The organism is Arthrobacter sp. KBS0703 (assembly GCF_002008315.2).
Classification (GTDB): domain Bacteria; phylum Actinomycetota; class Actinomycetes; order Actinomycetales; family Micrococcaceae; genus Arthrobacter.
This window is the reverse complement of record NZ_MVDG02000001.1, coordinates 3,207,175-3,224,091: the sequence shown is the minus strand read 5'-3', so window position 1 is coordinate 3,224,091 and position 16,917 is coordinate 3,207,175. Positions and strand designations below refer to the sequence as shown.

Sequence of the window (16,917 nt, the reverse complement as noted above, 5' to 3'; positions counted from 1 at the left end):
CGAAGGGGCGGACATCCGATGTCTGACTATGAAATGGGCCAGGTGAACAGAAATAGCATTTAGCTCACACCGCTGAACCCGACGAAGGGAACCATAATGGGCCATCTGGCGCGACTGCCGCTGCTTGAGAAAGCACCCACCACACATGCCGGCCTCCTGGCGTGGGTTGAAGAGGTCGCTGGGCTGACCCAGCCGGACCGGATTCATTGGGTCGACGGCTCCGAGGAAGAAAACACCCGCCTGACCGACGAACTGGTCGCCGCGGGCACGCTGAAGCGGCTGAACCAGGAGCTCTTCCCGAACTCCTTCGCCGCGTTCTCAGACCCCGCTGACGTCGCCCGCGTTGAAGAGCAGACGTTCATCTGCTCCGAAAAGGAGCACGACGCCGGCTTCACCAACAACTGGATGGCTCCGGCCGAGATGAAGGAGAAGCTGCGCGGGCTGTTCTCCGGCTCCATGCGCGGCCGCACCATGTACGTCATCCCGTTCGTCATGGGCCACCTCGACGCCGAGGATCCCAAGTTCGGTGTCGAGATCACTGACAGCGCCTACGTTGTGGCATCCATGCGCATCATGGCCCGCATCGGCACGGACGTCCTGAACCGGATCACTGAGACGAACGCGTTCTTTGTCCCGGCCCTGCACTCCCTGGGTGCCCCGCTGGAGGCCGGCCAGGCCGACGTTCCGTGGCCGTGCAACCCGGACAAGTGGATCGTTCACTTCCCCGAGGAACGGTCCATCTGGTCCTTCGGATCGGGCTACGGCGGAAACGCCCTGCTCGGCAAGAAGTGCTACGCCCTGCGCATCGCCTCCGTCATGGCGCACGATGAGGGCTGGCTGGCCGAGCACATGCTGATCCTCAAGCTCACCTCGCCGGAACAGAAGACCTACTACGTCTCCGCGGCGTTCCCGTCCGCCTGCGGCAAGACCAACCTGGCCCTGCTGGATCCCACCATCGAAGGCTGGAAGGTGGAGACCCTCGGGGACGACATCACCTGGATGCGCTTCGGCAAGGAAGGCGAACTCCGCGCCGTCAACCCTGAAGCGGGCCTGTTCGGCGTCGCTCCCGGCACCGGCTGGGGAACCAACCCGAACGCGATGCGCGCCATCGCCAAGGGCAACAGCATCTTCACCAACGTCGCAATAACCGACGACGGCGGCGTGTGGTGGGAGGGCATGACTGAGGAAGTGCCTGCTCACCTCACCGACTGGCAGGGCAACTCCTGGACCTCCGACTCCGACAAGCCGGCGGCCCACCCGAACTCCCGCTTCTGCACGCCGATCGACCAGATCGACATGCTGGCCGAGGAATACCACAGCCCCAATGGCGTAGAGCTGTCCGCGATCCTCTTCGGCGGCCGCCGCAAGACCACCATCCCGCTGGTCACCCAGGCGCGTGACTGGTCCAACGGCATCTTCATGGGCTCGACGCTTTCCTCGGAGACCACGGCCGCCGCCGCGGGCGCCGTTGGCGTCGTGCGCCGCGATCCGATGGCCATGCTCCCGTTCATCGGCTACGACGCAGGGGACTACCTGAACCACTGGGTTAACCTGTCCGCCAAGGCCAACCCGGAGCGTCTGCCCAAGATCTTCCTGGTGAACTGGTTCCGCCGCACGGCCGAGGGCGGCTTCGCCTGGCCGGGCTTCGGGGACAACGCACGCGTCCTCAAATGGGCCATCGAACGCCTCGAAGGCAAGGCCGACGCCGTGGAGACACCCATCGGCTTCGTGCCGACCGGCGAGTCCATCGACCTGACCGGCCTGGACATGACCCCCGCCCAGGTGGAAGCGGCAGTGCGCGTCGACCCCGAGGAGTGGAAGACCGAGCTCGCTTCGATCGAGGAATGGTTCGCCAACTTCGGCAGTTCGCTGCCCGAGGCGCTCCAGGCTGAGCTTGACGGGTTGAAGGCCCGCCTGGCCTAGACCGCCTGCCATACAGTACGACGGCGGCCCCGCACCTTTCGCTGGAAGGTGCGGGGCCGCCGTCGTGCGTTGCGCGAACGGACACTTAAGCCCCGGTGCCCAAGTGTCCGTTCGCGCTGCTGCGGTTATGAAGCGAGCCAGATGTCCGGGCCGAAGACCTCGTAGTGGATCTTGGTGGCGGGGATGCCCGCATTGATGGCCTCGTTGCGGATGTGCTTCATGAACGGCAGCGGCCCGCAGAGGTACAGCGACGCATTGGCGGGCAGGTCCACTTCGCGCAGGGACATGAAGCCGGACTTGGAACCGGCCTGCGGCTCCTCGAGCCAGAGCTGGAGGTCGGCACCTTCGAGGCGGTCGACGTCGTCCGTCATCTGGCCGCGCAGGGCCCAGCTGTCCAGCGTGCTTTCGGCGTGCAGCACCAGGACCTGGCGGTCCGAGCCGGACTCGGCCAGGGAGCGCAGGATGGACGCCGTGGGCGTGCAGCCGATGCCGGCCGAGGCCAGGACCACGGGGCCGTCGCCGTCCCGGAGCGTGATTTCGCCGTAGGGGTTGGAGATTTCGATGACATCGCCCACGGCTATTTTGTTGTGCAGGACGGGGGAGACCTCGCCGCCGTCGTCGAGCTTGGTGGTGAAGCTGCGGCTGGTGCCGGTGTCGCCGGAGAGGGAGTACTGGCGGACCTGGCGGAGTCCGTCCGGAAGGGTGATCTTGACGCTGACGTACTGGCCGGGGAGGGCCGCGGTGACGGGGGTGTCGTCGGCCGGTTCCAGGGTGAAGGTCATGGAGCCGGTGCCGGCCGGGGTCTTGGCGGCGACTGTCCAGGGGGTCCACATTTTGCCGTTGGCCTGTGCTGCGTAGAGGCCCTTCTCTAGCTTGATCAGGGCGTCTGCCATGAGCCAGTAGACCTCGGTCCAGGCTTCGGCGATTTCCGGGGTGATGACCTCGGCAAGGTCTTCCGCAATGGCGGCGAAGAGGTGCTCATAGACCACCTGGTACTGAGGTTCGGTGATGCCAAGGGAGGCATGGCGGTGGGCGATGCGGGCCAGTACGGTCTCCGGCAGTGTGCCGGGGTTGTTCACCAGGTGGGTGGCGAAAGCGGCGATGCTTCCGGCCAGGGCCTGCTGCTGGTTGCCGTTGCGCTGGTTGGAGCGGCTGAAAAGCCCGTCCAGCAGTTCGGGGTGGGCGGCGAAGAGGCGGGCGTAGAACTTGGGCGTGATCTCCCCGATCCGGGAACCGACCAGCGGCAGGGTGGCCTCGATGACGGGGAAGGATTTGTCCGAGAGCATGCTGACTCCTGAGGTAGTGGCCCGGGGCTTCGTCCGGACCGCGGTCGGATACTTGCATTTAAAATGCCAATATCCATACCCAAGTTCTACACCTTGTAGAAATAAATACCAAACCAGGCGGAAGCGGGTTAGAGTCCGGGGCGCTGGCGGATCGCCTGGAATACGGGCGCCATCTGGCCGGAACCGGGCAGCTCGGCCACCACCACCTCATCCAGTTCGCGGTAGAAGGCTTCCCGGGCCCGGGCAAGCGCACCCCGAAGCCGGCACTCCTTGATCAGCGGGCAATCGCCGCTCGGGGAGACGCACTCCGCGGCGTCCGTCCGGGTGTCGAGCTGCCGCAGGACCTTGCCGACGGTAATGACCCGGCCGGCCGCGTTGAGCCTTGACCCGCCGTTGCGTCCGCGCTCGACGTCGATCAGGCCCAGCAGGCGCAGCTTGGCCATGGCCTTGCTGACGTGGTTGTAGGGTGTGCCGACGGCGTCCGCCACGCTCTGCGTGGTGAGCAGATCACCGTCCGGCGCGGCAGCCAGCACCATGAGGGCGCGCAGGCTGACGTCCGCGAAGGCGTTGATTTTCATGTCACCAGCTTAATGACCCGCGCCAAAGGACGGGACCATCCGGTCTAGTCCACCCAGATGGCTGGTTCGTTGGTGTCCGCGGCCAGTTCGCCGAAGTCCCATTCACGGGTGGCCGTGTTCGCCGCGTAGGGAAGGACTGCAGCGAACACGGCTCCGTCGCGGTGCTCGGTGGCCACGTGAATGGCGTCCGAGCCTTCCTCGACCAAAGTGATGTCGCAGACTATCGCCGCCGCCCGGAAGTCTTCCCGGTTCTGGCGCAGCAGTTCGGTGAGGTCGCTGATCATCTCATCGGCGTCGAACTCGTCATCCGACCCCGAGGCCGCATCAGCCGGCGAGACGGCGACAAGCCGGACCTCGCCGTCGTTCTCCACCACCAGCGCGAAGGGCAGGAAGCCGCCGTTGCGCTCAAGCTGCTCCTGGGCGGCGCCCATGCCGGTGCCCAGGAGATTTTCCAGGTCCGTGGCGGTGGATTCCGGCACGGACGTGCGCCACGACGACTCGGCCGGCGAGGAAGGGGACTCTGCCATCTGCGCGGTCCTACCGGCGGACCAGGGCCAGCACGCGGTCGCGCACGCGTTCCATGGTGGCCTGGTCCGTGGCTTCAGCATTCAGGCGCAGGAACGGCTCCGTGTTGGAGGGGCGCAGGTTGAACCAGTAGCTTCCGTCCGTGGCCGTGAAGGTGCTGCCGTCCAGGTGGTCGACGTCAACGTCGTCGTTCGCAAAATCGGCGCGGACCCGCTCCACGGCGCCGGCCTTGTCCTCGATCTCGGAGTTGATTTCGCCGGAGGAGATGTAGGGCTCGTACTCGCGGCCGAGCTCCGAGAGCGGGCCGTCCTGTTCGCCCAGGGCGGCCAGCACGTGCATGGCCGCGAGCATTCCGGTGTCCGCGTTCCAGAAGTCCCGGAAGTAGAAGTGGGCAGAGTGCTCGCCGCCGAAGACGGCGCCTTCCTTGGCCATGACGGCCTTGATGAAGGAGTGGCCCACGCGGGTGCGGACGGCGCGGCCGCCGTCCTGCGCGACGAGTTCGGGCACGGCCCGGGACGTCAGCAGGTTGTGGATGATGGTGGGCGTCTCTTCGCCCTGGGCCTTGGCCCGTGCGATCTCGCGGCGGGCCACCATGCCGGTGATGGCCGACGGCGACACGGCGTCACCGTTTTCATCGATGACGAAGCAGCGGTCGGCGTCGCCGTCGAAGGCGAGCCCGATGTCTGCACCGTGTTCGACGACGGCGGCCTGGAGGTCGCGCAGGTTCTCCGGCTCCAGGGGGTTGGCCGGGTGGTTCGGGAAGGAACCGTCCAGCTCGAAGTACAGGGGAATGATGTCAAAGGGGAGCTTCGGCAGCAGGGTGTCGCCGAGCACCGCGGGCGTGGTGAGTCCGGCCATGCCGTTGCCGGCGTCCACCACCACCTTCAGGGGGCGGGAACCCGAGAGGTCCACGAGCTGGCGCAAGTATTCGGCGTAGCCCTTCAGGACGTCCTGCACGCCGATCTGCCCGCGGGTTTCGGCGACGGGGATGCTGCCCGTGTTCAGGTACTGCTCGGCGAGGGCCTGGATTTCCTTGAGCCCCGTTTCCGAGGAGATGGGAACGGCTCCGGCCTTGGCCATCTTGATGCCGTTGTATTCTGCGGGGTTGTGGCTTGCCGTGAACGTGGCCCCGGCGGCGTTCAGGGCGCCGCACGCGTAGTACAGCTCGTCCGTGGAGATCAGGTCCAGCAGCTGGACGTCGGCTCCGCGCGTCGCCGCGCCGTTGGCAAAGGCCTTGCTGAACTCGGGGGAGGAGGGCCGCATGTCGCCGCCGACCAGGACGGTCTGGCCTTCCAGACCCAGCACGTCGACGAAGGCGGCCCCGACCGCTTCGACGATTTCAGCGGTGATGGAGTCGCCCACGATGCCGCGGACGTCATACGCCTTGAACGAAGCCGAAAGGTCAAAAGTACGGGTCTGGTCGCTAGTCACGGGATTTATCTTACGGGGAAGCGGGGTGTGGCCCGCGAAACCGGGGAAATGGAAGCGGCGGCGGGTTGCGGTCCGTATCCGTTCCGGACCGGGGCTTGTCCACATAGGCGGATCCGCGGCTTGGGAGTGTCAGAGGCGGCTGGGATACTGAATCAATGGCCAATAACCAGCACGCTGCAGTTCTTCCGTCCGCTTCCAGCCTTCCGCCCCGCACGGAACAGGGGGCAGTCTCGGCGACCCGGGCCCAGGCCCTGGAGGTGCTGCGGGAGCTGGTAGGCCACCCGGAAGCCGACTTCCACGACGGCCAGTTCGAGGCTATTGAGGCCCTGGTCGACGCCGGCCGCCGTGCCTTGGTGGTGCAGCGGACGGGCTGGGGGAAGTCGGCGGTCTACTTCGTGGCCTCGCTGCTGCTCAGGCGGCGCGGAGCGGGCCCCACACTCATCGTGTCACCGCTGCTGGCGCTGATGCGCGACCAGGTGGCGGCCGCCGCCCGCGCCGGTGTCCGGGCCGTCGCCATCAACTCCGCCAACCAGCTCGAGTGGGACACCGTGCGCGAACAGCTGGCCGCGGACCAGGTGGACGTACTCCTCGTTTCACCCGAACGGCTCACCAATCCCGGCTTCCGCGAAAACCAGCTGCCGGAGCTCATCCGCCGCACCGGGCTGCTGGTCATTGACGAGGCACACTGCATTTCCGACTGGGGCCACGACTTCCGGCCGGACTACCGCCGCATCGCGGACCTCATCACGCAGCTGCCGGACGCGGTTCCGGTGCTGGCCACGACGGCCACGGCCAACTCACGCGTGGTCCACGACATCGAGGAGCAACTCGGCGACGGCGTGCTGACCATCCGCGGCGCCCTGGGCCGGGAGTCCCTGCGCCTCGGTGTGCTCACGCTGCCGGATTCGCGTGAGCGGCTCGCCTGGCTGCTGACCCACCTGGCGGACCTGCCGGGCAGCGGGATCATCTACACGCTGACCGTGTCAGCGGCCGAGGACACGGCCCGGCTGCTCGCCGAGGCAGGCCATGAGGTGCTCGCCTACACGGGCCGCACCGACCCCGCGGACCGCGAACGGGCTGAGCAGCTCCTCAAGGACAACCAGGTGAAGGCGCTCGTCGCCACCTCCGCCCTGGGGATGGGCTTCGACAAGCCGGACCTCGGCTTCGTGGTGCACCTCGGCGCCCCCTCCTCACCGGTGGCCTACTACCAGCAGGTGGGCCGTGCCGGGCGTGGCGCCGCGAACGCCGACGTCCTGCTGCTTCCCGGCTCCGAGGACCGCGAGATCTGGCAGTACTTCGCCACCGCGTCCATGCCGTCGGAGGAGAAGGCCACCGCCGTGCTGACCGCCCTGGCGGAGGCCGGATCGGCAGTGTCCACCGTGGCGCTCGAAGCCCGGGTCGACCTTCGCCGGACGCCGCTGGAACTGCTGTTAAAGGTGCTGTCCGTGGACGGCGCCGTGGAACGCGTCGGCGGCGGCTGGCGGTCCACGGGTACGCCCTGGACCTACGACGCCGAACGGTACCGCCGCATTTCGGAAGCGCGCGTGGACGAGCAGGACTCCATGGTCATCTACCAGGACACCGCAGGGTGCCGGATGGAATACATCACCTCGGTGCTGGATGACGAGACCGCCTCCGCGTGCGGCCGATGTGACAACTGCGCCGGCCGGTGGTTCCCCGCGGACATCGCATCAGCGGCCACCGAGGCAGCCGGCCAGACACTGAGCCGGGCGGGCATCGTCCTGGAACCGCGGCTTCAGTGGCCCAGCGGAATGGACCGGCTTGGAGTGCCGGTGAAGGGGAAAATCAAACCCGAAGAGAACCTCGCCGACGGCCGCGTCCTTGCCAGGCTCACGGACCTGGGCTGGGGCGGGGCGCTGCGGGAGCTCTTTGCCGCGGGAGCCCCGGACCGCACCGTGGATCCCGGCATGCTGCAGGCCTGCGTCCAGGTGCTGCGCGAATGGGGTGCCGGCGACTCCAGGGTTCCGGGCTGGAGCGGGGCGGGGCGTCCGGCGGCCATTGTGAGCATGCCGTCGCGCGGCAGGCCCGCCCTCGTGGACTCGCTGGCCAGGGGCATCTCGGAGATCGGCCGCATCCCCTACCTCGGGCAGCTGCAGCTGGAGCACGGCGGCCCCACGGGCGGCCGCGGCGGCAACAGCGCCTACCGCCTGGCCGGCGTCTGGGACCGCCTCTCGGTAGGCCAGGAACTCGGTTCGGCCCTTGCCGGTTTCGGCGGCCAGAGCGTGATGCTCATCGATGACCTGGTGGACAGCCGCTGGACTGTCACCGTGGCCGGCCGTGCCCTCAGGCAGGCCGGCGCCGGGGCGGTTCTGCCGCTGGCACTGGCCCAGGCCGGCTGACCTCCGCTCCGGCATTCCGGTGCAGCATGAGGCTGTCTGCGGTGCTGAGCAGCATCAGCAGGGCGATGGACAGGAACGCGCTCCGGTAGGCGGCCACCCCGCCGTCGTCCGTTGCGGCCCCGAGGACGCTTCCCAGCCCACTGGCAAGCACGGGTCCTGAGCCGAAAACGCGGACCAGCAGCGCGCCGATGGCGATCCCGGCTCCGGTGGCAAGCTGGACCATCGTGGCCGAAACGGCGTTCGCCGATGTGAGCTGGCCGGGATGGATATCGGCGTACTGGACGGATGCGTAGGCCGAGAATCCGATGGAGCGGAAGACGCCGCTGCACACGAGGAGCGCAAAGATCAGGGGTTCCGGGGTTCCCCGAGTCAGCAGCGCGCACAGGACAAAGGTCGCCGCCGAGGCCAGTGAGGCGCAGACCAGCACCGGCCTGAAGCCGAAGCGCCTGATCAGCGGCGTGGTGGCCGGCTTGATGCCGATGTTCCCGAGGAACACCGCCGCCACCATGATGCCCGCGTGCAGCGGGCTCCACCCGAAGCCTTCCTGGAACATCAGGGGAAGGAGGAAGGGCACGGCGCTGATGGTCAGCCGGTAGATGAAACCGCCGGTGTTCGTTGCCCGGAAGGTCCGCGTGCCAAATACCGTCAGGTCGAACAGCGGGTGCGCTGCCCGCCGCATCCAGGCGGCGGCCGCGGCCAGGGCCAGGACCCCCGCCGCGATGCTGGGCCAGGTCCAGGGACCGTCCGGGTGGCTGCTGGCCAGTTCCAGGCCCACCACCAGCGCACCCACGCCGATGGTTGTGAGGGCGAGCCCGGCCCAGTCCAGCCGGCGGTGCCGGTCGCCAGCCACGGGCGGAACAAGGCGCAGCGCGGCCAGGAACGCGGCGATGCCGAGCGGGAGGTTGATCAGGAAGATCCAGTGCCAGGACAGGTAGGTGGTCAGCACACCGCCCACGAGCGGCGCCAGCACCGGCGCCAGTAGCCCGGGCCACACGAGGTAGGCGGTGGCCCGCAGCAGCTCCGCCTTGGGCGTCCCGCGAAGCACCACGAGCGTGCCCACGGGGACCATCATTGCCCCGCCGAGGCCTTGCAGCACGCGGCTCAGGGTCAGCATGGTCAGGTCCTGGCTCGCCGCGCAGAGCAGGGAAGCAACAGTGAAGACGGCAATGGCCAGGCAGAACACGCGGCGCGCGCCTAGCCGTTCGGCCAGCCAGCCGCTGAGCGGGATGCCCATGGCCACCGTCATCAGGTAGGCGGTCATGGTGATGTTCACGCCTGCGGCCGGCACGCCGAAGTCACCGGCGATGCTGGGGATCGCCGTGGTCAGCACGGTCCCGTCCAGGAATTCCATGAAAAACGTGGCGGCCACGAGCAGGGCAAGCCGCGGATTCCACGGCTGCACCGCTGTCGGTTCCGACCGCGGGGAAGACGGTTCCCGGCTCATGAGCCCCTCGCCAGTTCCAGAATGGCCATGGCGGCGTTGTGGCCGCCGATCGCGCTGACGGCCCCGCCCCGGCGGGCTCCGGAGCCGCACAGCAGGATGCGGTCATCGCCGGTGGCCACGCCCCAGCGGCGGGCCGGGGTGTCCAGCGGCGCCCCGTCGTCCACGAACGGCCAGTCCAGGCCTCCGTGGAAGATGTTGCCGCGCGGCATGCCGACCGCCCGCTGGATGTCCAGCGTGGTCTTGGTTTCGATGCAGGGGCTCCCGTCCGGAGCGGTCATGAGCAGGTCCTCGATGGGCTCTGCGAGCACGGAATTGAGGGAGCTGAGCACGGCCGCCTGCAACTCGGCGCGGCGTCCCTCGTTGTTCGCTTCCGTAATCAGGCGGTCGGGGACGTGGAGTCCGAACACGGTCAGGGTGTGTGCCCCGGCAGCCTGCAACTCCGGCGACAGGATGGTGGGGTCCGTCAGCGAGTGGCAGTAGATCTCGCACGGCAGGGGCCGCGGAATGGCCCCGGTCTCCGCGGTCCGGTAGGCCAGGTCAAGCTGGTCCCAGGTCTCGTTGATGTGGAAGGTGCCGCCGAAGGCCGCTTCCGGGCTGACCGTCTGGTCCAGCAGCTGCGGGAGCCTCTTGAGCAGCAAGTTCACCTTGACCTGCGCCCCCTCGCGCGAGTGGTTGGGACGCAGGTCCTCCTGGCCGGAGGCCGCCCCGCCCGTCCGCAGCCTCGCCAGCACCGCGGGGGCAACATTGGCGAGGACCCAGCTGGCCCCGGCCACCCGATCCTCGCCCGCGCACCTGTAGGTGACGGTTCCCGAGGGGTCGATGCCTGTCACTTCCGCGCCGGTGAGTACCGTGGCTCCTGCTTCCCGGGCGGCCCGTTCCAGTTCGCCGGACACCGAACCCATGCCGCCGATCGGAACATCCCAGTCGCCGGTGCCGCCGCCGATCAGGTGGTAAAGGAAGCAGATGTTCTGCTGCAGGTCTTCGCTGCCGGCCCGCGCGAACGTCCCGATCAGGGCGTCGGTCAGCACCACCCCGCGCACCAGGCCGTGCTGCAGCGCCTCGGCGATGGATTCGCCGACGGGCCGCTCCGTCACCGCCTCCCACGCGGCTGTTGCCCCGGCGGCCTCCGCCAACCGCCTTGCTTCGGACCTCGTCGGCAGCGGGGACAGCATGGTGGGCCACAGGGCCTCGGTAAGTTTGCGGCAGTTGCCGTAGAACGTGTCGAACGCCTCCGCCTCGCCGGCAGGCGCGCCGATGGCGGTGAACGATGCGGCGGTGCCCGCGGCGTCGCCGTTGTCGATGAGGAGGCCGCGGCCAGGGTTCGACGGGTCGGGCGTGTAGGAGGAATAACGCCGGCGGGCCAGCCGGATGTTCAGGCCGAGGTCGTCGATGATCTGCCGCGGCAGGAGGCTGACCAAATAGGAGTAGCGGGACAGGCGGGCGTCGACGCCGTCGAACGCCTGGGCGGAAACGGCGGCGCCGCCGGCGTGTCCGAGCCTCTCCAGCACCAGCACCCGCAGGCCGGCCTTGGCAAGGTAGGCGGCGGCCGCCAGTCCGTTGTGCCCGCCGCCCACGATGATCGCGTCGTATGCCTCGTTGCCAGTCATGCGATTATCCTGCCACCGGACAGGCCGGGTCCGCGTTGTCCGTCCGCAACCCGGACGGGCGAACCCGAACGGACACGCCACGCACGGAAGCACCAGGAAAGACGCGCCCGGGAACGCAAAAGGCCCCGGTCCGAGGACCGGGGCCAAACGCGGAGACGGGGGGATTTGAACCCCCGGTGGAGTTGTGCCCCACACTTCATTAGCAGTGAAGCCCATTCGGCCGCTCTGGCACGTCTCCAATTGCTATTACTAGCCAACCAAGGATACGCAGAACCGGCCATTCAGTGCAAAACGGCTCGCCTGGAACAACGCGGGGTCACTTCTGGCCCATCCGGAGGCCCCACATGGGCCGGAAGTGACCCCGCGTTGCTTTGGGACGGCCGGATCATGCACTTCCGCCGGCCAGCGCACGCCAGAGGAAGTGCTGGCTGCGGCTCTGGAGCGCGGCCGCCTGCCTGTTGTCCGACGCGCCGGCATGCCCGCCTTCCAGGGCTTCGTGGAACCATACGTTGGGGATGCCCATGGCCAGCATGCGCGCAGCCATCTTGCGGGCCTGCGCTGGGCCCACGCGGTCATCCGAGGTGGCCGTCCAGATGAAGGTCTCCGGATAGTCCACGCCGTCGTGCAGGAGGTGGTACGGCGAGAACGTCCGGATGAAATCCCAGTGCTCCGGAACATCCGGGTCACCGTATTCGGCGATCCACGAGTGGCCGGCCGAGAGCTTCGTATACCGGCGCATGTCAAGCAGCGGCACGCCGCACGAGACGGCGCCGAACAGTTCGGGGTAGCGCGTCAGCATGTTGCCCACCAGCAGCCCGCCGTTGGAGCCGCCCACGCAGCCCAGGCGCTCCCGGGAGGTGACGCCCCGGGAAATCAGGTGCCTGGCGACGGCGGCGAAGTCCTCGAAGGCCCGGTGCCGCTTTTCCTGCAGCGCGGCCCGGTGCCACGACGGGCCGTATTCTCCGCCGCCGCGGATGTTCGCCACCACGTAGACGCCGCCGCGGCTGTGGGCCGGGTGTCCGTCCGCATCGACAGTGCCCGCGGCCCCGCCGGTGCGCCGCTCGAGCCACGCCCGTCCGATGGCGCCGCTGTAGGCCGGAGTCCGCGAGACCTCGAAGCCGCCGTAGCCGGAGAGCTGGGTGGGGTTCTGCCCGTCGAGCACCAGGCCGCGTGCGGCGACCTGGAAGTACGGCACTTTCGTGCCGTCCTCGGATACCGCGAAGTGCTGCTGCACCTCGTAGTCGTCCTCGTTGAAGAACGACGGCGATGTCTTGACGACCGCATGGCTGCTCGCCACGCCCGCGGCGGGACTTCCCCCGGCCGGACTTCCGCCCGCGGGATCTTCGGAGGCGCCGCCGGCAGGCTGGCGCGTCAGCGCTGTCTCTTATACACATCTAGATGTGTATAAGAGACAGCCGGTGGCTACGAGCCAGAAGTCGTCGCCGGCCCCGGCCGGTCCGGCGGAGTGCCGCCCGCCGTCGGCATCCCCGCCGGCCTCATCTTCGTCGTCCACGGCAAAGGCATTGACTGTCTCTTATACACATCTAGATGTGTATAAGAGACAGGTGGAGGCCCACGCGCCGGAAACCGAACCGTCCCCGGAAACCGAACCGTCCCCGGAACCGGGCCGTGAAGGGTCCAGCACCCGGATTTCCGATGAGACGTCCCGCAGCAGGTTCAGCAGCAGGAAGTTCCGGGTCCAGCTCCAGGACTGCAGGGACGTGTGCTCGTCCGGGGTGAAGAGGACGGTCAGCCGGCGCTCGCCGGCGAGGAAACCCTCAAAGTCCGCGGCCAGGAGCGAACCGGCCGGATAGCTGGTGCCGTCCGCGGTCCACTCGGCCTGCGGGCGGAAGAGCAGCCAGTCCCGGTGCGCGCTCAGGTTGACGTCGGTGGGCACATCCACCGGCACCCAGGACCCGTCCCGCATCACCGATGTGCTCCGGTTGAAGAAGTCGATCCAATCCACCGCGAACGTCCGCTCAAACCCGGGAGTGGAGTCGTGCGCCACGATCGCCATCATGTGGTCCTCGGGGATCTCGAAGATCCGCGGCGCGTCAGCCAGCCGCTGTCCCCGGCGCAGCTTCACGCCGGTACGGGCGTAGGAGGACGCCGTCCGGGGCAGGTCTTCGGCGGTGCTGGCGACCAGCAGCGTGTCCGCATCCAGCCACGAGGCGTTGCCCTTCGCCGTCGGCAGGTCAAAGCCGCCCGCGGCGGCCTCCACGAAACTCAGGGACTCGACGTCGAATTCGCGGTGGCGGTTGGCGTCGCCGCCGTCGGGGGAGAGCGCCACGAGGGCCCGCCGGTAGGGCTGGCCGGGCTCGGGCCGGAGGAAGTTCGCTCCGTGGAAGACCCATTCCTCGCCCTCCGCGGCGGCGAGCGCGTCCACATCGAGCAGCACCTCCCATTCTGGGGCGTCGCTGCAGTAGCTTTCCCAGGTGGTCCGGCGCCAGAGCCCCTTCGGGTTCTGCGCGTCCTTCCAGAAGTTGTAGTACCAGTCGCCGCGCTTGTTCACCATGGCAATCTTGTCCGTTGAATCGAGCACCTCGAGGATCTCGCCTTCGAGGCGGGCATAGTCCGCGTCCTCCAGCAGATCCTCGGTGCGGGCATTCTGCTCACGGACCCAGGCCAGCTGCTGCTCACCGTAGATGTCCTCAAGCCAGATGTTTTCGTCGGTGGGCTCCGGTGCGGTCCCCGGGGGAACAGGGCCGGACGCGGGAGCGGAATCAGCTGCGGTGGTGGTCATCGCCCCATCCAAACAACATCCCGGCTCAGCTAGCAAGTCACATGCCGATACTCTGGATGCCGTGGTCACTACGCAAAGCATCCGAACGGCACTGATAGGCGCCGGTCCCAGAGGTGCCAGCGTGCTGGAGCGGCTGCTCGCCAACTGGGCGGCCGCCGCGCCGTCCGGGTCCGGCCAGGACACGTCGTCGGGCCCGGACGCCGCGGCGCCCGGCCTGCACATCGATGTGATCGATCCTTACCCGGCCGGCCCGGGGCACGTCTGGCAGCCCGGCCAGTCGCGGCTGTACCTGATGAACACACAGTCCTTTTACCCCACCCTCATCCCCGAGGACCCAGACCTCGCCGCCCCGGTTGCCGGCACGACGTTCGACCGCTGGCGGGCCGGCCAGCAGCAGGATCCCCTCCCTTCGCTGTCGGACGACGAGCTCGCGGAGCTCGCGGTGCTGGGGTCCCGCGATTTCCCCAGCCGCGCGCTGTACGGGCGCTACCTGCGCTCCACGTTCGAGGAGCTGCTGGCCGCACTGCCCGACCGCGTTACCGTCACCGTCCACGAAACGTCGGCCACCGCCGTGCGCCCGACGCCGGACGGAACGTTCGACGTCGTCCTGGCCGGCGGCGGGGCCCTCGCCTGTCTCTTATACACATCTAGATGTGGTGCTGGCACTCGGCCATCTGGCGTCCCGCCTCAGCCCCGAGCAGCGCCAGCTGCAGGCGGCGGCCGCCCAGCTGGGCCTCCGCTACCTTCCGCCTGCCGTCCCGGCCGACGTCGACTGGTCCGTCATCCCCGCGCAGGAACCGGTGCTGGTCCGCGGGATGGGGCTGAACTTCTTCGACGTCATGGGCCAGCTTACGGAGGGCCGCGGCGGGAAGTTCGTGGACGCCGGCGACACCCTGGAGTACCTGCCCTCGGGCCAGGAACCCCTGATAATTGCGGCGTCCCGGCGGGGAACCCCGTACCGTTCTAAGGCCACCCTCGACGGCTACTATCCGGCGTCGGTCACGCTGAGGTACTGCACGGAGAGTGCACTGAAGCGGTTTGCGAAGGCCGGAATCGTCCCGGCCTTCGACCACGACATCTGGCCCCTCCTGCACCGGGACGCGCTCTGGGCCTACTACTCCACGCTGGTGCGCTCGCAGCCCGGTGCGGCGCCGGATCCGGCGAAATTCCTGGCGGAGCTGGACGAGGCCCTGCATCCGCACGCCCACAGCACGGGCAGGTGGGAAGAGACGTTCAACGCCGTCATCGCGGAGCACGTCCGTCCCGCCAGCAGGCTGGACCTGCGCAGCCTCGCGGCGCCGCTGGCGGGCCGGTCCTTCGGCTCCCGGGCGGAGCTGGACGCCGCCGTCGTCGACTATCTGCTCGACGACGCCCGCCGTTCAGCGCTGGGCGAGGACGACCCCGTCAAGATGGCCATCGGCGCGCTGCACCACGGACGTGCCGTGCTGAAATCGGTGGTGGCCGACGGCGGCATCACCGACGAGTCGTGGGTCGCCGGGCTGCGCGGCTGGTTTGAGTCGTTCGTGGAGGGCCTCGCCAGCGGACCGCCTGCCCTCCGGGCGGAGCAGCTGGCGGCCCTTGCCCGCGCCGGCGTGGTCAGCTTCGTCGGGCCGGACCCCAAGTTCGGTCTCGACCGCAGCAAAGGCGCCTTCACGGCCGCGTCGCCGTGGGTCCACGACGACGCAGCCCAGGCCCGGACCATGGTGGAGGCGCTCGCGCCGCCAACCGGGTGGCCGTCAACGAGTCGCCGCTCCTGGAACAGCTGCTGGCGGACGGCCTGGTGCGCCCGCGGACCATGATGACCGTGGAAGGCACGCCGGTGCAGGCCTCGGGACTGGACGTCAGCCCGCATCCCTACCGCCCCGTGGCCGCCAACGGAGTAGTTGCCGATCGGCTTTTCGTGCTGGGCCTGCAGCTCTCGGCGTCGCAGTGGGGACCGCCATCGCCGCCGAGGCGCTCCAGCAGGCCGGGCCCGTTTATGCGAGCGGCCAGCGGACCCCTGCGCGACGCCGACGAGATCGCCCGCGCCATCCTCGGCGGCAGACACCGGGGCTAGCCCCTGCGGGCATCTCCGGTAGTCGTTCCACGCGACGGAGTACCGGAGCCAGCCGGCGACGTTGTGCTACCTGGCGGGCTTCACGCGCCCGTGGCCTGGGCCTCAGCGCCCTGGCCGGTGTCCTGGACGATCTTGAACCTGGCGCCGGTGGGATCGGCCAGGGTGGCCAGCCGTCCGAACGGCGTATCGTCAGGTCCGTCCACGAGGGTTGCACCCATGCCAACGGCCTTTTCGATGGACGAGTTGGCGTCTTCCACGGCGAAGTAGACCTGCCAGTTGGACGGGACTTCGGCGGGGAGGTAGCCCGACGCGTCCATGATGCCGGCCTTCGCTTCCCGCCCGGCGCCCAAGGTGGTGTAGCGGAATTCCGGCGTGTCGCTCATGACGTCGGTGTTCCACCCGAAGACGTCCTCATAGAACTTCACCGCGGCGGCGTAGTCCTTGGTGTGAAGCTCGTGCCAGGCAGGTGCGCCTGGCTCGGCGACGAGCTCGTAGCCGCGCATTTCGCGGGGCTGCCAGACGCCGATAGCGGCACCGGAAGCATCCCCGAAGAAAGCCATGTGTCCCTGTTCGGGAACATCCATGGGTTCCATGTAGACCTGGCCGCCGTTGGCCGCGACAGCGGCAGCCGTGGCGGCGGCGTCGTCGGTGCGCAGGTAGGTGGACCACATGTCCGGCATGGCCGCCTGTTCTTCCTGCTTCTGCATGATTCCGGCGACCAGTTTGCCGTTCTTGTTGGCGGTGATGTAACCGCCGTATTTTTCCTGGTCCCCGGTCTGGAAGTCCCAGCCGAACAGTTCGCCATAGAACTGCCGGGCGGTCTCCGTGTTGGAGGTCATCAGGTCAATCCAGCAGGGTGCGCCGGGCGTGATGTCAGGGGTGGGCATAGTCAGCTCCTGTTGTGGGCCGCGGAGCAGTCCGCAGGTCAAAGGGATATGGAGACAGGTTCGACACTATGCCCGGG

9 protein-coding genes, 1 tRNA gene and 2 pseudogenes are annotated in these 16,917 nt (G+C 68.4%); 3 read left to right on the top strand and 9 right to left on the bottom strand.

The annotated features are described in order from the left end of the window. The first annotated feature begins 96 nt into the window (after nucleotides 1-96). Complete coding sequence (locus tag B1A87_RS14930; protein ID WP_078029926.1) at nucleotides 97-1,923, top strand: phosphoenolpyruvate carboxykinase (GTP); 1,827 nt, start codon at nucleotides 97-99, stop codon at nucleotides 1,921-1,923. Nucleotides 1,924-2,048: 125 nt separating this feature from the next. Here the strand turns inward: B1A87_RS14930 and B1A87_RS14925 are convergent, their stop codons facing one another. The 4 genes from B1A87_RS14925 to B1A87_RS14910 all read right to left on the bottom strand — a co-directional run bounded on the left by B1A87_RS14925 (nucleotide 2,049) and on the right by B1A87_RS14910 (nucleotide 5,743). Continuing rightward, complete coding sequence (locus B1A87_RS14925; RefSeq protein WP_078029927.1) at nucleotides 2,049-3,209, bottom strand: globin domain-containing protein; 1,161 nt, start codon at nucleotides 3,207-3,209, stop codon at nucleotides 2,049-2,051. A 128-nt stretch (nucleotides 3,210-3,337) separates the two neighbouring features. Then, nucleotides 3,338-3,787, bottom strand: coding sequence for an Rrf2 family transcriptional regulator (locus B1A87_RS14920; RefSeq protein ID WP_078029928.1), 450 nt, complete (start codon nucleotides 3,785-3,787; stop codon nucleotides 3,338-3,340). A 44-nt stretch (nucleotides 3,788-3,831) separates the two neighbouring features. Further along, the gene (locus tag B1A87_RS14915; RefSeq protein ID WP_078029929.1) at nucleotides 3,832-4,314 is read right to left on the bottom strand and encodes a hypothetical protein; all 483 of its coding nucleotides are present in this window, start codon (nucleotides 4,312-4,314) and stop codon (nucleotides 3,832-3,834) included. Between the two features lie 10 nt (nucleotides 4,315-4,324). Continuing rightward, nucleotides 4,325-5,743, bottom strand: a complete 1,419-nt coding sequence (locus B1A87_RS14910; RefSeq protein ID WP_078029930.1) for a phosphomannomutase/phosphoglucomutase — start codon at nucleotides 5,741-5,743, stop codon at nucleotides 4,325-4,327. Between the two features lie 155 nt (nucleotides 5,744-5,898). On the opposite strand from B1A87_RS14910, the gene B1A87_RS14905 reads away from it, so the two are divergent. Beyond that, nucleotides 5,899-8,103: an ATP-dependent DNA helicase RecQ gene (locus B1A87_RS14905; RefSeq protein WP_078029931.1), complete on the top strand. Its 2,205-nt coding sequence runs from the start codon at nucleotides 5,899-5,901 to the stop codon at nucleotides 8,101-8,103. Here the strand turns inward: B1A87_RS14905 and B1A87_RS14900 are convergent. From B1A87_RS14900 to B1A87_RS14885, 4 genes and pseudogenes are all read right to left on the bottom strand, one after another. After that, complete coding sequence (locus B1A87_RS14900; RefSeq protein WP_078029932.1) at nucleotides 8,048-9,547, bottom strand: MFS transporter; 1,500 nt, start codon at nucleotides 9,545-9,547, stop codon at nucleotides 8,048-8,050. The genes B1A87_RS14905 and B1A87_RS14900 overlap by 56 nt on opposite strands. Further along, the gene (locus B1A87_RS14895; RefSeq protein ID WP_078029933.1) at nucleotides 9,544-11,154 is read right to left on the bottom strand and encodes an NAD(P)/FAD-dependent oxidoreductase; all 1,611 of its coding nucleotides are present in this window, start codon (nucleotides 11,152-11,154) and stop codon (nucleotides 9,544-9,546) included. The genes B1A87_RS14900 and B1A87_RS14895 overlap by 4 nt, the downstream gene beginning before the upstream one ends. 150 nt (nucleotides 11,155-11,304) lie before the next feature. Continuing rightward, nucleotides 11,305-11,392 (bottom strand) — tRNA-Ser (locus B1A87_RS14890). 147 nt (nucleotides 11,393-11,539) lie between these two features. Beyond that, a pseudogene (locus tag B1A87_RS14885) lies at nucleotides 11,540-13,897 on the bottom strand (prolyl oligopeptidase family protein). A 61-nt stretch (nucleotides 13,898-13,958) separates the two neighbouring features. Here B1A87_RS14885 and B1A87_RS14880 point away from each other — a divergent pair. Further along, a pseudogene (locus B1A87_RS14880) lies at nucleotides 13,959-15,953 on the top strand (FAD/NAD(P)-binding protein). A gap of 80 nt (nucleotides 15,954-16,033) precedes the next feature. On the opposite strand, the gene B1A87_RS14875 reads toward B1A87_RS14880, so the two are convergent. Continuing rightward, a complete protein-coding gene (locus B1A87_RS14875; RefSeq protein ID WP_078029936.1) occupies nucleotides 16,034-16,840 on the bottom strand; it encodes a VOC family protein in 807 nt (268 codons plus the stop codon). Between the last annotated feature and the right edge of the window lie 77 nt (nucleotides 16,841-16,917).